Below are 13,718 nucleotides of genomic sequence, written 5' to 3'. Positions count from 1 at the left end.
CCCACTGCTCGCCCGGATGGGTGCTGGAAAAGGCGTCTAGCTGCGGATGCCCTTGGGCTCTTTGAAATAGATCAGCCGATAGGCGCGATTGTACCACGGGCTGCCGGGATAGTTGGCGCCCAGGACCACCGCCGCCTTGCGCGCCTCGAGCGGGATGCCGAGCGCTAGATAGCATTCGACCAAGCGCTCGAGCGCTTCGGGCGTGTGGCTGCTGGTCTGGTATTTGTCGACGACTTCGCGGAACCGCGAGACTGCGGCGAGCCAATTGGCTGACCGCTGATAGAAACGCCCAACTTCCATTTCCTTGCCGGCCAGATGGTCGTTGATAAGGTCGAGCTTCAACCGCGCATCGGCGGCGTAGCGGCTCTCGGGGTAGCGACGAACGAGCTCGCCGAAGGCGTCGGCGGCTTGCTGGGTGATGCCCTGGTCGCGAGTCACATCCGCGATCTGCTGGTAAAAGCTCATCGCCACTAGATAGTGAGCGTAGGGCGCTTCCTTATTGCCCGGGTGGATGGTGAGGAAGCGCCGCGCGGAACTCACTGCATCGGGGTATTTTTTAGCTAGGTAGTAGCTGAAGGAGCTCATCAGCTGAGCCCGCCGGGCCCATACTGAATAAGGGTGCTGGCGCTCGACTTCGTCGAACATCTTGGCCGATTCCTCGTAGCGACCCTGGTCCATGCTCCGCTTGGCGAGCGCATAGAGAGTGTTGACGTCGCGCGCGACATAGGCGGTGTCGCCCTTCGCCTTGTTGCGGGCGCAACCGGCGGCGGGAAGGATAGCTGCGCAGACGACAAGCATCGCGGCACTGCGGATTATTTTTGACATGGCATCCTCATTAGCGCGGCCCCCGGCTGAGGCCAAGCAGCGCATCTTCTCTTCGCGTCGCTATGACGAACCTGAGATGAACGCTGCAATTCATGAAATTGATAGTCAGGCCGCCTGCGGATCAGGCGCGTCACGCTCATCGGCCGACCTTAGGAAACTGTCGGGCTCCATCCCCAGCCATACCAGCATCGGCGCGGAGATGTAGATCGACGAGTAAGTGCCGATCAGGACGCCCAGGAAGATTGCGATGGCAAGGCCGAAAATCACTTCGGGGCCGATCAACATCAACACCCCAAGCGCAATCAGCACGGTCAGCGACGTGACGACGGTTCGCGCCAGCGTTTCATTCAGCGACAGGTTCAAGAGCGGCAGAATCGCCATTTTACGATATTTGCGTAAATCCTCGCGAATACGATCGTAAATGACCACTGTGTCGTTGAGCGAATAGCCGACGATGGTGAGGAACGCGGCAACGACGTTCAGATCGACCTGCAACCGGGTGAAGGCAAAGAACCCCAGGGTCATCGCTACGTCGTGCGACAAAGTGACTAGCGCGCCGACGCCGAACTGCCATTCAAACCGGAACCAGATGTAAACGGCAATGCCCAGCATCGCGAGGGCGATCGCCAGCGCGCTGTTGCTCGCCAGCTCCTCACTGACTTTGCCCGACACCGTATCTACCGAATCGACATGGGCACCGGGATATCCGGTGGTAATCAACTGTTTGACCCGGGTCGCGGCAACGTTCGCGGCCGCGTCCCCGCCAGCTGGCTTGGGCAGCCGAATCTGGAAGGTCTTCGGACCCCCAAACTCCTGGATGCTGGCTTCGCCGAGCTGGAGCTGGTCGACGCGGGTCCGCAGCTGCTCGACGTCGATCGGTTGGGGAAAGGTCGTGCGAATCATCTGGCCACCGACGAAATCGACGCCGAGATTGAGGCCGCGCCAGGCGGTGAAGGCGAGCGACGCGACCGTCAGCGCGATCGACAAGACCAGCGCGACGTTGCGCCAGCGCATGAAGTCGATGTTGGTGTTGTCCGGGACAAGTTTGAGGAGTTTCATCGGACAGCCTTAGATATGAAGGACGCGCGGACGGGCGCGCCGAACCCACAGCGCCACCAGCATCCGGGTGAAGTAAACCGCGGTGAACACCGAGGTGACGACGCCGATCAACAGGACGACGGCAAAACCGCGCACCGGGCCGGATCCGAAAAAGGCCATCAAGGCGGCGGAGATGACGTGGGTGACGTTGGCGTCGAAAATCGCCCGGAACGCCTCGCGATAGCCGTTCTCGATCGCGTCGAGGACCTTGCGCCCGCGCCGCACTTCTTCGCGGATGCGCTCGTTGATTAGCACGTTGGCATCGACCGCGGCGCCGATGGTGAGGATGAAACCGGCGATTCCAGGCAGCGTCAGGGTGGCGTTGAAAATTGCCATAGTGCCGAGGATCAGGAACGCGTTCACGACCAGCGCAGCGGTCGCATAGATGCCAAAGCGGCCGTAGGTCACGAGCATGAACAGGATCACCAGCAGCGTCCCGATGATGCTGGCGATGACGCCTTTGTGAATCGAATCCTTGCCGAGGTCGGGTCCAACCGTGCGCTCCTCGATCACATTGAGCTTAACCGGCAATTTGCCCGAGGCGAGGGAAATCGCCAACGCGTTGGCGCTTTCGACCGTGAAGCTGCCGCTGATTTGCGCCTTGCCGCCCAAAATCGGTTCGTTGATGTTGGGTGCCGACAGCACTTTGTCGTCGAGGATGATGGCGAACGGCTTGCCGACATTTTCCTGCGTGACGCGGCCAAAGCGGTGCGAGCCGGCCGAGTTAAACGTAATCGAAATGACCGGACGCCCGTCCTGGTCGCGGTCCTGGTGCGCATCGGTCAATTGCTCGCCAGAGACCATCACCCGCCGCTTGACCGCGATCATGCCCGTTCCGTCAGCCAGCGGCAGGACCTGCGCGCCCGCCGGGGCGTGCCCCTGGGCGACCTGCTGCGGATCGGCGGTCAGGTCGACCAGCTTGAATTCCAGTCGGGCGGTCTGGCCGATCAGCTTCTTGAGCGCTTCGGGATCCTCGACGCCCGGAACCTGGACGAGGACGCGGTCGGTGCCTTCGGTGATGACCGTAATTTCCTTGGTGCCCCCCGGATCGATGCGGCGGCGCACAACATCGCGGGCGACGCTCATCGCGTTCTTCAGCGCCTGGGCCGAGCCGCTGGCGGTGGGGATCAGGACGACGCGCGTCGAATCGACGACCTGGACGTCCCAGTCGCGATTGCCGGTCAGCTGGACCGGCCGGGTGAGGGTGCGCATCCGTTCCACCGCGGCGTCGAGCTGGGTCGGATTGCGGACCATGAAGGACAATCGTCCGCCGGTCGTCGACACATCGCCGATCTCGATCCTCGGATCGCGCCGCAGCTCGGTCGTGACCGAATCCTCCATCGACTGCAGGCGCTGCTTAACTGCATCGGCGGCGTCGGCCTCGAGCAGCAAATGGCTACCGCCAGCGAGATCGAGCCCGAGGTTGATTTTCGCGTGCGGCAACCAGGCCGGCCATTGGCTGGCGAGCGACGTTCCGGAAATCAGGCTGGGGATGGAAAATAATACGCCGGCCGCGATGACCAGCGAAATCAGCCAGACTTTCCACCGTTGGAATTCGAGCATCAGTCGTTGGCCGGCTTGGTATTCGGCCGGACCACCTGGCTCAGCGTCGACTTGATCACTCGGACCTTGACGCCGTTGGCGATTTCGACCTCGGCTTCGTCGTCCATCACCTTTGTAACCCGGCCGCGGATGCCGCCGCCAGTGATCACGTCATCGCCCTTCTTGACCGCGGCGATGGTCGCTGCATGCTCCTTCACCCGCTTTTGCTGCGGGCGAATCATCAGCAGATAAAAGATCACGAAGATCAGCAGCCATGGCATGATCCCGACCAGAATCCCGGACGGGCTGTTGGGCGACATGGCGGTGCTCTGCATCAGGAGCGAGGTGGTGGACATAAAGGACGCCGACTTTCCAATGGACGGGATGGTCGGGGCGACTGGATTCGAACCAGCGACCCCCACACCCCCAGTGTGATGCGCTACCAGGCTGCGCTACGCCCCGACCGTTTGCCGCTTTAGAATGTCCGGGGACATCCGTAGGGGCGGCGACGGGGCATCTAGTCAGCCGGGCCTCTCAAGGCAAGGCGCAAGCAGGAGGTCGAGTGGCACGGCGACGGCAAAATTCGCAGCGATGGCTAGGCCGGGCGGTACTGACACTGGCGGCAATCCCCGCCCTTTATTTGCTCGCGGCGCTGTTGGGCTCACTGATACCGGTCAATCGCGGTTGGCAAGAGCCCGACCAGGGCGTCACCATTTACCTGGCCGACAACGGCATCCACAGCGACCTCATCTTGCCGGCGGCGGCCGCGGGGCTCGATTGGCATCCGTTGGTGCCGCAGCGCGATTTCGCCGCGCCCGACCCCGCCGCGCGCTGGGTGGCGTTCGGATCGGGCGAGGAGCGCGTCTATCTCGAAACACCGCGGTGGCGCGACATCAAGCCAAAGACGATCTGGTCGGGGCTGGTCGGCGGCCGGCGGGTGATGCACGTCGAATGGGTCGACAATCCGGGCTACGCGGTGCGCGCCATCCGCCTGCGGCCCGAGGAATACCGCCGGCTGTGGGCGGCGATCCGCTCGGACTTCGCGCTCGATGTCCGTGGCCGATCGCAACACCTCACCCACCCCGGCTACGGCCCGACCGATGCTTTTTACCGCGCGACGGGCAAGGCGAGCGCGATCCGCACGTGCAACAGCTGGATCGCCGACCGCCTCCGCCTCGCAGGCGTCAAAACCAGCCTGTGGCCTCCGTTTGTCCAGGGCCTGGTGTGGCGCTATCGGGAGACACCCTAAAGCACGTACCTAGACAAATCGGCGTTCCTGGCGATGCTCGCTAGCTGCTGGTCGACGAACGCCGCATCGACGGTCAGCGTTTCGCCACCGCGGTCTTCGGCGGTGAAGCTGATGTCTTCGAGCAGTTTCTCCATCACCGTTTGCAACCGCCGCGCACCGATATTTTCGAGCGACTCATTCACTTCGGCGGCAATCCGGGCCAGCGACTCGATGCCGTCGTCGGTGAAATTGACGGTCACATTCTCGGTCGCCAGCAGCGCCTGATATTGCTCGGTCAAGCTGGCCCGCGTCGCCGACAGAATGCGGACGAAATCGGCCTGCGTCAGCGCTTTCAATTCGACCCTGATCGGCAGCCGCCCCTGGAGTTCGGGCAGCAGGTCGGCGGGCTTCGACTGATGAAACGCGCCCGAGGCGATGAACAGCATGTGGTCGGTCTTCAACGGCCCGTATTTGGTCGCGACCGTGGTGCCCTCGATCAGCGGCAGCAGGTCGCGCTGGACACCTTCGCGGCTGACCGATCCGCCGCGCACGTCGCTGACCGCGATCTTGTCGATTTCGTCCAAAAAGACGATGCCATTGGCTTCCGCGTCGGCGAGCGCGACGCGGTTGATGTCGTCGGGGTCGATGCGCTTGTCGGCTTCTTCCTCGGTCAACCGGGCGAATGCGTCGGGTACCTTGAGCTTGCGCCGCTTCTTGGGGGCTTGGCCCATCGCCTTGCCCATCATCGATTTCAAATCGAAGACCTGGGCGCCCATGCCGGGGATTTCGAACGGCATCGAAGATTCTTCCTCGACTTCGATCTCGACTTCGGCGGTGGCGAGGCTGCCGTCGGTGAAGCGCTGCCGGAAGCTGGCGCGGGTCGCCTCGCTCGATCCCTTGCCGGTCAGCGCGTCGAGCAATTTCTCCATCGCCGCATCCTCGGCCGCCGCCTTGACCGAAGTGCGCCGCCGCTCGCGCTCCAGCCGCACGGCTTCCTCGACGAGGTCGCGGGCGATCTGCTCGACGTCGCGGCCGACATAGCCGACTTCGGTGAACTTGGTCGCCTCGACCTTGACGAACGGCGCGTCGGCCAGCTTGGCCAGTCGCCGGCTGATCTCGGTCTTGCCGCAGCCCGTCGGCCCGATCATCAGGATGTTCTTGGGCGTCACTTCCTCGCGCAGCTCGGGCGACAATTGCTGCCGCCGCCAGCGATTGCGCAGCGCCACCGCGACGGCTTTCTTGGCGTCGTCCTGCCCGACGATATGCTCGTCCAATGCGGCGACGATCGCCTTGGGGGTAAGTTGGTCGTTCATTCTATCTCCTCCCCTCCCGTTCAAGGGAGGGGCTGGGGGTGGGTGGCGCAGACGGCGGCTCGATGCCGTCGACTTCGCTTAACTGCTTCGGGGCCAATGCTCGCTTCGCTCGCACCCACCCCTCAATCCCCTCCCTCATGAGGGAGGGGAGGAAGACTCGACGCTTTCGATGGTCAGCCGGTCGTTGGTGAACACGCAGACTTCCGACGCAATCTGCATCGCGCGGCGGGCGAGGACTTCGGGATCCTGTTCGTAATCGACCAGAGCCTTGGCTGCGGCGAGCGCATAATTGCCGCCCGACCCGATCGCCGCAATGCCGCCCTCGGGTTCGAGCACGTCGCCGTTGCCGGTTAGGATCAGCATCACCTCGGCGTCGGCGACGATCATCATCGCCTCCAGCTGGCGGAGATATTTGTCGGTCCGCCAATCCTTGGCGAGCTCGACCGCGGCGCGCATCAGCTGGCCGTTATATTGCTCGAGCTTCTTTTCCAGCCGCTCGAACAGCGTGAACGCGTCGGCGGTCGCACCGGCGAACCCGCCGATGACTTTCTCGTCCGCGCCCAATCGCCGCACTTTCTTGGCGTTGGGCTTGATCACCGTATTGCCGAGGCTCACCTGGCCGTCGCCGGCAATCACCGTGCGGCCGCCTGTCTTCACCCCGAGGATGGTTGTTCCGTGCCAGCTTTCCAAATGCCCGCTCCTTCGTCGGCAAAGGTGGGTAGCGGGCGGCGGGCTTGCAAGCTTGCGGGCTAGGGCCGCTCGCCGCGATGCTCGGCGATATGCTGCCGCTCGATCCGCGGATCGGGGACCAGCCAGACAATCGCGATCGCGACGTAGATGGCAAGCGACAGCCGCGGATCGACGAAGGCAAGCCCGATCCCGGCAAGATAGCCGAGCGCCGAAAGCTTCGCCTTCACATCGCCGCCGACCGCCTTGGCGAGCGCGCCGTCGCGTCCGTGGAGGCGGATGATCGCTGCCTCGAGCAGCTGATAAGACAGCGCAGCCCCGGCCACCACCATGCCGTACGCTGCGGTCGGCAAGGCCGAGAAACCCGCCTCACCCGTCCAGCGGATGACGAACGGCATCAGCGACAGGAAGAATAATAGCGCGAGATTGGCCCACAGCACCCGCCCGTCGACATGCGTCGCCGTGCTGAGCACGTGGTGATGGTTGTTCCAGAAGATGCCAATGTTGATGAAGCTGAACAGATAAGCGAGCAGCATCGGCGACACCGCCCGCAGGCCGGCGAAGGTCGGCTCGGGAGGCAGCGGCAGCTCGAGCACGATGATCGTGATGGCGATCGCCACCACCCCGTCGGTCAGCGCATTGAGGCGGTCGGGCTTCATTGCGAATGGGCCTTGAGGAACGCGACGCTGTCGGCCAGCGCCGGGTTCGAACGGCGGAAAATCGGCGACAGCGCCTTGACCGTGTCGACGTGGCTGCGCCCGATATAGCGTTTGAGCTCGACCGTCGCTCCGGCCTTGGCCAGCGCGGCGGCGAGATGTTCGCTGTTGTATGGGCGAACCACGGTGTCGGCGGTCCCCGTGACCAGCAGCATGGGCGGCGCGTCGCGCCGGACGAAGCTGATTGGCTGGGTTTCGCTCGGCCGCGGCCAATTACCCAGCGCATCGCGCCCGCGCTGCTCGGTGAACGGATAGAAGTCATAGGGCCCGGACAGAAAGGCGGCGGCGCGAATGATGTGGGGATCAACCCCGGCAGCGACGAGATAATGGCGATCGAGCGCGATCATCGCACCGATGTAGCTGCCCGCCGAATGACCGGCGAGCGTGATCCTGGCGGGATCGCCGCCAAACTCAGCCGCATGAGCGCGGGCCCATTTCACCGCCAGCGCGCCATCCTCGATGAAGTTCGGGAACCGCACATCGGGCACCAGCCGGTAATCGGGGACTATGGCGACGAAGCCCTGACCGGCAAAGGCGCGACCGGCAAAGCCATAGTCGCCGCGCTCGCCAGCGACCCAGCCGCCGCCGTAGAAGAACAGCACCACCGGCAACGCCTTGCCCGGGTGGCGGGTACTTGGCACCCAGACGTCGAGTTTCAGCCGGGGATTGGGTCCATAGGGTACGCCGCTGGCCGCGAGTTCGACCGCATCGCCGCTGGGCGCGATCCGGCTGATGCCGTTGAGCAGGCCAACCGGCGTGCAGCCGAGCAGCAAAGCAAGCGCGACGGCCGCCGTCCCGGCACCCGCCATCGCGCCGCGCCGGCTTAGCCATTGCCTCCGGCCGCTGCGGCGCTGGTGGTTGTTGACGATCGCTCGGCGCCCTTCAATTGCTCGTTCGGGCGGTTGTAGCGCAAGCAGCCACCGCCGAACAACGACCGCCACGCGACGCGACGGCTAATGGGTCGTGGCCGCACTGCCGTTGTCGATCGCCGACTGGGCCTTCACCCACTTGATCAGTTCGTCGAGCTGGATGGCTTCTTCGGTGGCGAGGAGCCGGTCGGCGACAGGAAATCCGTCTTCTTCGGCGGCACGACCAGTCGCGCCGGAGGTTGCGCCGGCGGCGGGCACAGCCGCTGTTCGGCCAATGCCGCCAGCGGTTGCGGGCGCTGGCTGGGCGAGCTGCAGGCGCTGAGCCCGAGCGCGAGCATCAGCCAGCCGAATTTCGAAGTCATTGGCGGTCCTTTCAGAGATATTGCGCTGGGCCGCGGCGACCCGGCCGGCGTTGACGACGTCAGCGGCCCGCGCGGTTGCGGCGGCGGCGCGGTAATTGGCGATCGTCTGCGCTCGCGCGCTTTGCTCGCCTTGATACAATTGCTCGAAGCGGCCGGATTGCTTGTGCCAATGGCGGGCTTCGCCGGCCTTCACGATGGACAAGCCGAGCAGCAGCAGCGAAGCGACGATGCCAAGCATGCCCTGAAGGTTGAGGATGCGCGGGATCATGCCGGTTGCTCCGCTTGCGCGGCCGCTGGCGGGACGACAATGGTGCCCAATTGCGCCGCCGCTTTGGCTGCGGCCGCGCCGTCCGCGCTCAAGGAGATGCTGACGCCGTCGCGCGACAGCCGCGCTTCCATCGATCCGCCCCGCGCGATCGCCACCATACCCACCGCCAGCAGCGCCGACAGGCCGATCACCGCATATGCGACATCAAACAGCCCGCCGACGATCGCCATTTGGACCGGGGCCAGGCCGTTGCGGTCGAAATGGCCGTCGGCGGTGTGGACGATCCACAGCAGCGTGCAGGTCAGCGCGACCATCCCGCCAAGCATGCCCCAGGTCATCAGCGTGCGCCGCTCGGCCTCGGTCAGGTCGAGCAGCGTCGGCGCCCCCAATAGCCATTTGAAGAGGGCGCGAATGCGGCTCACTTGGAACCCGTCCGGTTCGCAAGCCAGCCGTAGAGAAAGGCTTCATTGGCCGGCCGGCGCTCGGCCAGTAGCAGATAGCGCTCGCCTTGCAAAGCTTCCAGCGCGCGCCGCAGCACGGCCTCGCCGTCGCTCTTGCCGCGCACGCCGAGAAACGCGTCGAGCGCCGCCAGCGTGCGTGGTCCGGCGCGGCCATCCGGCACCAGGTCGGAATAATCCTTGCCGTTGCGATTGAGTGCGGTCAGCGCCCGCTGCAGGAAGGTCGTCGCCACCGCCGGGCCCATGTTGGCGCCGGTGTCGAACAGCTCGGCGGCGACCTGCGGCGCGCGCTTGGCGAGCTCGTCGAACCGCGGGCGCAGCCAATAAAGTCGCTTATAAATCGCCGCCGCCTCGTCGCGCGGCAACAAGGCCATCGCGCCCGAATAACCGTGCGCGCGCGCCACCGCCTCGGTGATCCCGAACCGGGTCGGCCCGCCCTTGTCGTCGGGATGATTGACGTAGCCACCCTCGCGCTCAATCAACTCCTCGATTAGCCGGTCGATCGCACTTCCCGCCTGGTCCACTTCGCTTCTCCCGACCCGATTACTCCGAGTCGCGCGATAATAACCACATAGGTTAGCTGTAGAAAAATGAAATCGACCTGATGACGAAATCGGGGCCACACCTGCGCTGGCTTTCCTATTGCGGACGACATTCTCGTCTGGGACGATCTCGAGCACCTCGATCGGGAAAGCGCCGGGAAGACCAAGACGAGGGTAAGCGCCGCGCTAGACCTTGCCGAAGCGGCGACGAACCTCGTCCTCCCAACCCTCGTCGGGCAATCCTTGCGCGGCGCGCTCCGCCGGACTCAATCTTCCGTACGATTCGATCAGATTGCGAACGTGCGTGCCCAGCGGATCGCGCATCATGTCGTCCGTGCTTTACCGCATCCTCTCCATCGCCGTCGGCGCACCGAGCCATTTTTCAAACAGCTCGCCGATGCCGGCGGCGTCCTGCTTGAACGAACGCTGCCAATATTTGTCGCTGGCGCCTTCAATCTCTTCCGGATCCCAGAAAATCACCGCGCCGCTATCGCGGTCGACGCAAATCTCGCCCGGATCGTCATGGCAAATGGCAAGAAGATTGGCTGGCCAGGCTTGGCCTTGCGGGCCGAACGGTTCGTCGGTCATGTCCTTATACTGGCCGGCAAGCTCATCGAGCGAATAGAGCCCGTCGCCCGGCCCAAAGCCGCCATTGCCAATTTCGAGATAGAGCTGGCGAAGCGCGCCCGGGATCGCGAACCCCAGCGCGACTTCGGCCGCCATCAATTGCTCGGCGGTCGCCGGTGGCGGCAGCGGGGTGGAGTCGCGGCCGGTCGCCCGATCGCCGACCGGCATTGGGCTGACGACACCGAAACCCTTCATGACGTCGGCGAACTGGCCCATGAAGCCCTGCAACGCCGCCCCTTGCCCGCCGATCTGGCCAAGCAGCGAGCCGAGATCGACCGCTTGCGAACCAATGCCGCTGGCGTTGGTGCGGCGGTCGGGATCAGCAGCGCGCGCCTTGAGCCGCGCCACCAGCGTGTCGTCGAGTTTATCCGTGCCCATGTGCCAGCTCCGCGCGAATCGAATGACGGCCTAGTCTTATCCGGTAAAAAGCCGCTGAACAGTTGCGCTTGACTTCGATTTACCATTGCCGCCTCTTCCCATTGCCGGACCGGCTCTTGGACCATCCGACCCGTGATGCGTTGGCTGGCGGCACCACAGCCGCCGCGATCATGGAGGGGGAACGCAATGGACGATGCCACTCGCGCCACCGCGCCGGTGCACCTTTGGGTGATTGGCTTACTCGGCATTTTGTGGAACGGTTTCAGCGGGTTCGACTTCGCCATGACGGTCACCGCCAACCCGGCCTATCTCGCCAATTACGGCCCCGATGTGACGCACTATTTGCTGAGCATGCCGGCCTGGTACGTGGCATTCTGGGCCTTGGGGGTGTGGAGCGGACTTGCGGGCTCGCTGCTGCTGCTGGCCCGCAGCAAGCACGCGGTATCGCTGTTGGCGCTGTCACTCGTCGGGCTGTTGGTGACGACCGTTTATCAATTCCTGCTGTCGGCGCCGCCGGCGGATTACACCACCACCAACATGTTGCTGAAGATGCTCCTCGCCTGGGCCGTCGCCATTGGTTTGTTTCTCTACGCTCGCGGCTTGCAAAGCCGGGGATTGCTCGGCGAGCTCACCTAGCTGCACCGCCGCCGAACAGCGCGCTTGACTTCGATTCCGCGTTGTCGCCACTTTCCCCCGCCGGACCGACCGAACGTCGTCCGGCCCGTTCCGCGTTGGCCGGCAGCACTAAATGCTGCCACGAATGGAAGGGGGAACGCCATGGAAAACACCGGACAAGCGCGCGTGCCGATGCACTTGTGGATCGTTGGCGGACTAGCGACGCTGTGGAACGTGTTTGGCTGCTACGACTATCTGATGACACGCCTGCACAACACCGATTATCTGGCCAAAATGATGCCGAGCGTCGATCCTAACGCCATGCTCGCCTGGGTCGACGGCTTCCCGATCTGGGCGCAATTCGGCTGGGGCCTGGGCGTCTGGGGCGGCCTCGCCGGCGCGATCCTCCTCCTCCTGCGCAGCCGTTGGGCGGTCTGGGGCATGGGCCTGTCGCTGGTCGGCGCCATTCTCGGCCTCGGCTACCAGATCGTCGCCGCCCCGCCGCTCGCCGGCGCCGACGACATGATGTCCAAGGCGATGCCCTACGTAATCATCGCGATCGCCGCCGCTTTGTTCCTTTATGCCCGGGCGATGCAGCGGCAAGGCGTGCTTCGATAGGGCCTTACCGCGACCCGCCAAACCGCGTGCGCTGAGTTTTCCCAAACCGGCCCTTCCTGGTCCCTGGCTTACCTTCGCTGGAGCGGGTCGGGCCGCGCGGGGCGGCGCGTTGGGGGTGGGGGATGCCGAGGTCGTCCTCCTCCAGTCGGCGGATCTCGTCGCGCAGCTGCGCCGCTTCTTCGAACTCGAGATCGGCGGCGGCGTTGCGCATCCGGCTCTCGAGGTCGGCGATGTAGGCCTTGAGGTTGTGGCCGACGAGATGCGGACGCCCCTCGTCGCCGGTGTCGACCGTCACCCCGTCGCGGTTGGCGAGGTGCGCCATGATATCGCTGATGTTGCGCTTGATGCTTTCGGGCGTGATGCCATGTGCTTGATTGTAAGCGAGCTGCTTTTCGCGCCGCCGGTCGGTTTCGTTGAGCGCCCGCTCGATCGACCCGGTGATAGTGTCGGCGTAAAGAATCACCCGCCCGTCGATGTTGCGTGCCGCTCGGCCGATGGTCTGGATCAATGACGTTTCGGACCGCAGGAAACCCTCCTTGTCGGCGTCGAGGATCGCAACCAGCCCGCACTCTGGAATATCCAGCCCCTCGCGCAGCAAGTTGATCCCGACCAGCACGTCGTAAACGCCAAGACGAAGCTCACGGATCAGCTCAATCCGCTCCAGCGTCTCGACGTCGCTATGCATGTAGCGGACGCGTAATCCCGCCTCGTGCAGATATTCGGTCAGATCCTCGGCCATCCGCTTGGTCAGCGTCGTCACCAAGGTCCGATAGCCGGCCTTGGCGACCTTTTTCGCTTCATTGACGAGATCATCGACCTGGTCCTCGACCGGCTTGATCTCGACCGGCGGGTCGATCAGCCCGGTCGGTCGGATCACCTGCTCGCTGAACACGCCGTCGGTGGCGTTCATTTCCCACGGCCCCGGCGTCGCCGACAGGAAGGTCGTCTGCGGCCGCATCGCGTCCCATTCGTTGAACCGCAGCGGCCGGTTATCGATGCAGCTTGGCAGCCTGAAGCCATATTCGGCGAGCGTGATTTTGCGGCGGTGGTCGCCCTTGGCCATGGCGCCGATCTGCGGCACCGTCTGGTGACTTTCGTCGACGAACAGCAAGGCGTTGTCGGGCAGATATTCGAACAAGGTCGGCGGCGGCTCGCCGGGCAGCCGGCCGGTCAGGAAGCGCGAGTAATTTTCGATCCCGGCGCAGCTGCCGGTGGCGGCAATCATCTCCAGGTCGAAGTTGGTTCGCTGTTCGAGCCGCTGCAATTCGAGCAGCCGCCCTTCCGCCTCCAGCTCTTTCAAGCGCTCGGCAAGCTCGTGGCGGATCGCCTCCATCGCCTGTTTCAAGGTCGGCCCGGGCGTCACATAATGCGAGTTGGCGTAGACTTTGATCGTGTCGAACGACGACCTTCTTGCCGGTCAGCGGGTCGAATTCGACGATGTCCTCGATCTCGTCGCCGAAGAAAGCGATCCGCCAGGCGGTGTCCTCATAGTGCGACGGGAAGATCTCCAGGCTGTCGCCGCGGACTCGAAAATTGCCGCGCGCGAATGCAGCATCGTTGCGCTTGTACTGC

16 protein-coding genes, 1 tRNA gene and 1 pseudogene are annotated in these 13,718 nt (G+C 64.3%); 3 read left to right on the top strand and 15 right to left on the bottom strand.

Going from position 1 to position 13,718, the window contains the following annotated elements; translation table 11 throughout:
- Nucleotides 1-36 precede the first annotated feature (36 nt).
- From RMO25_RS07255 to RMO25_RS07235, 5 genes are all read right to left on the bottom strand, one after another.
- Nucleotides 37-825: an outer membrane protein assembly factor BamD gene (locus RMO25_RS07255; protein WP_309661932.1), complete on the bottom strand. Its 789-nt coding sequence runs from the start codon at nt 823-825 to the stop codon at nt 37-39.
- Nucleotides 826-930: 105 nt separating this feature from the next.
- Nucleotides 931-1,884 (bottom strand): protein translocase subunit SecF, encoded by a 954-nt coding sequence (secF, locus tag RMO25_RS07250; protein WP_309661931.1) that lies wholly within the window; start codon nt 1,882-1,884, stop codon nt 931-933.
- Nucleotides 1,885-1,893: 9 nt separating this feature from the next.
- A complete protein-coding gene (secD, locus tag RMO25_RS07245) occupies nt 1,894-3,486 on the bottom strand; it encodes a protein translocase subunit SecD (RefSeq protein WP_309661930.1) in 1,593 nt (530 codons plus the stop codon).
- Entirely contained in the window at nt 3,486-3,821 is a 336-nt protein-coding gene (gene yajC / locus RMO25_RS07240) for a preprotein translocase subunit YajC (RefSeq protein ID WP_309661929.1), read from the bottom strand. The genes secD and yajC overlap by 1 nt, the downstream gene beginning before the upstream one ends.
- 29 nt (nt 3,822-3,850) lie before the next feature.
- Nucleotides 3,851-3,927: transfer RNA gene (locus RMO25_RS07235), tRNA-Pro, on the bottom strand.
- A gap of 100 nt (nt 3,928-4,027) precedes the next feature.
- On the opposite strand from RMO25_RS07235, the gene RMO25_RS07230 reads away from it, so the two are divergent.
- Entirely contained in the window at nt 4,028-4,714 is a 687-nt protein-coding gene (locus RMO25_RS07230) for a TIGR02117 family protein (RefSeq protein WP_309661928.1), read from the top strand.
- Here RMO25_RS07230 and hslU read toward each other — a convergent pair.
- From hslU to RMO25_RS07185, 9 genes are all read right to left on the bottom strand, one after another.
- Nucleotides 4,711-6,006 carry an ATP-dependent protease ATPase subunit HslU gene (hslU, locus tag RMO25_RS07225; protein WP_309661927.1) on the bottom strand — a complete coding sequence of 432 codons (1,296 nt, stop codon included), beginning with the start codon at nt 6,004-6,006 and terminating at the stop codon, nt 4,711-4,713. The two genes, RMO25_RS07230 and hslU, sit on opposite strands and share 4 nt — an antisense overlap.
- A gap of 135 nt (nt 6,007-6,141) precedes the next feature.
- Nucleotides 6,142-6,696, bottom strand: a complete 555-nt coding sequence (hslV, locus tag RMO25_RS07220) for an ATP-dependent protease subunit HslV (protein WP_309661926.1) — start codon at nt 6,694-6,696, stop codon at nt 6,142-6,144.
- 59 nt (nt 6,697-6,755) lie between these two features.
- Complete coding sequence (locus RMO25_RS07215; RefSeq protein WP_309661925.1) at nt 6,756-7,352, bottom strand: TMEM175 family protein; 597 nt, start codon at nt 7,350-7,352, stop codon at nt 6,756-6,758.
- Complete coding sequence (locus RMO25_RS07210) at nt 7,349-8,218, bottom strand: alpha/beta hydrolase (RefSeq protein ID WP_309661924.1); 870 nt, start codon at nt 8,216-8,218, stop codon at nt 7,349-7,351. The genes RMO25_RS07215 and RMO25_RS07210 overlap by 4 nt, the downstream gene beginning before the upstream one ends.
- Nucleotides 8,219-8,362: 144 nt before the next feature.
- Nucleotides 8,363-8,908 carry a hypothetical protein gene (locus RMO25_RS07205; RefSeq protein ID WP_309661923.1) on the bottom strand — a complete coding sequence of 182 codons (546 nt, stop codon included), beginning with the start codon at nt 8,906-8,908 and terminating at the stop codon, nt 8,363-8,365.
- On the bottom strand, nt 8,905-9,330 hold the full coding sequence (locus RMO25_RS07200) for a hypothetical protein (protein ID WP_309661922.1): 426 nt from the start codon (nt 9,328-9,330) through the stop codon (nt 8,905-8,907). Before RMO25_RS07200 ends, RMO25_RS07205 begins: the two co-directional genes overlap by 4 nt.
- Nucleotides 9,327-9,890, bottom strand: coding sequence for a glycosyl hydrolase 108 family protein (locus tag RMO25_RS07195; protein ID WP_309661921.1), 564 nt, complete (start codon nt 9,888-9,890; stop codon nt 9,327-9,329). Before RMO25_RS07195 ends, RMO25_RS07200 begins: the two co-directional genes overlap by 4 nt.
- 204 nt (nt 9,891-10,094) lie before the next feature.
- Entirely contained in the window at nt 10,095-10,235 is a 141-nt protein-coding gene (locus RMO25_RS07190) for a hypothetical protein (protein WP_309661920.1), read from the bottom strand.
- Between the two features lie 12 nt (nt 10,236-10,247).
- Entirely contained in the window at nt 10,248-10,913 is a 666-nt protein-coding gene (locus RMO25_RS07185) for an SMI1/KNR4 family protein (protein ID WP_309661919.1), read from the bottom strand.
- A gap of 186 nt (nt 10,914-11,099) precedes the next feature.
- Between RMO25_RS07185 and RMO25_RS07180 the strand changes: the two genes are divergently transcribed.
- The gene (locus tag RMO25_RS07180) at nt 11,100-11,549 is read left to right on the top strand and encodes a hypothetical protein (RefSeq protein ID WP_309661918.1); all 450 of its coding nucleotides are present in this window, start codon (nt 11,100-11,102) and stop codon (nt 11,547-11,549) included.
- Between the two features lie 141 nt (nt 11,550-11,690).
- Nucleotides 11,691-12,146: a hypothetical protein gene (locus tag RMO25_RS07175; protein ID WP_309661917.1), complete on the top strand. Its 456-nt coding sequence runs from the start codon at nt 11,691-11,693 to the stop codon at nt 12,144-12,146.
- 4 nt (nt 12,147-12,150) lie between these two features.
- Here the strand turns inward: RMO25_RS07175 and RMO25_RS07170 are convergent.
- Nucleotides 12,151-13,718, bottom strand: a pseudogene (locus tag RMO25_RS07170) (helicase-related protein); the annotation flags it as partial.

Origin of the sequence: Sphingomonas sp. (assembly GCF_031361285.1) — a bacterium.
Taxonomy (GTDB): domain Bacteria; phylum Pseudomonadota; class Alphaproteobacteria; order Sphingomonadales; family Sphingomonadaceae; genus Sphingomicrobium.
Note: the sequence above shows the minus strand (reverse complement) of the source record. Positions and strands in the feature narration are given on the sequence as shown.

Coding starts and splice junctions, on each gene's coding strand:
- hslU (WP_309661927.1), bottom strand. CDS start 6,006: ATGAACGACCAACTTACCCCCAAGGCGATCGTCGCCGCATTGGACGAG.
- RMO25_RS07215 (WP_309661925.1), bottom strand. CDS start 7,352: ATGAAGCCCGACCGCCTCAATGCGCTGACCGACGGGGTGGTGGCGATC.
- RMO25_RS07255 (WP_309661932.1), bottom strand. CDS start 825: ATGTCAAAAATAATCCGCAGTGCCGCGATGCTTGTCGTCTGCGCAGCT.
- secD (WP_309661930.1), bottom strand. CDS start 3,486: ATGCTCGAATTCCAACGGTGGAAAGTCTGGCTGATTTCGCTGGTCATC.
- RMO25_RS07185 (WP_309661919.1), bottom strand. CDS start 10,913: ATGGGCACGGATAAACTCGACGACACGCTGGTGGCGCGGCTCAAGGCG.
- RMO25_RS07190 (WP_309661920.1), bottom strand. CDS start 10,235: ATGATGCGCGATCCGCTGGGCACGCACGTTCGCAATCTGATCGAATCG.
- yajC (WP_309661929.1), bottom strand. CDS start 3,821: ATGTCCACCACCTCGCTCCTGATGCAGAGCACCGCCATGTCGCCCAAC.
- RMO25_RS07175 (WP_309661917.1), top strand. CDS start 11,691: ATGGAAAACACCGGACAAGCGCGCGTGCCGATGCACTTGTGGATCGTT.
- RMO25_RS07205 (WP_309661923.1), bottom strand. CDS start 8,908: ATGATCCCGCGCATCCTCAACCTTCAGGGCATGCTTGGCATCGTCGCT.
- RMO25_RS07180 (WP_309661918.1), top strand. CDS start 11,100: ATGGACGATGCCACTCGCGCCACCGCGCCGGTGCACCTTTGGGTGATT.
- RMO25_RS07210 (WP_309661924.1), bottom strand. CDS start 8,218: ATGGCGGGTGCCGGGACGGCGGCCGTCGCGCTTGCTTTGCTGCTCGGC.
- secF (WP_309661931.1), bottom strand. CDS start 1,884: ATGAAACTCCTCAAACTTGTCCCGGACAACACCAACATCGACTTCATG.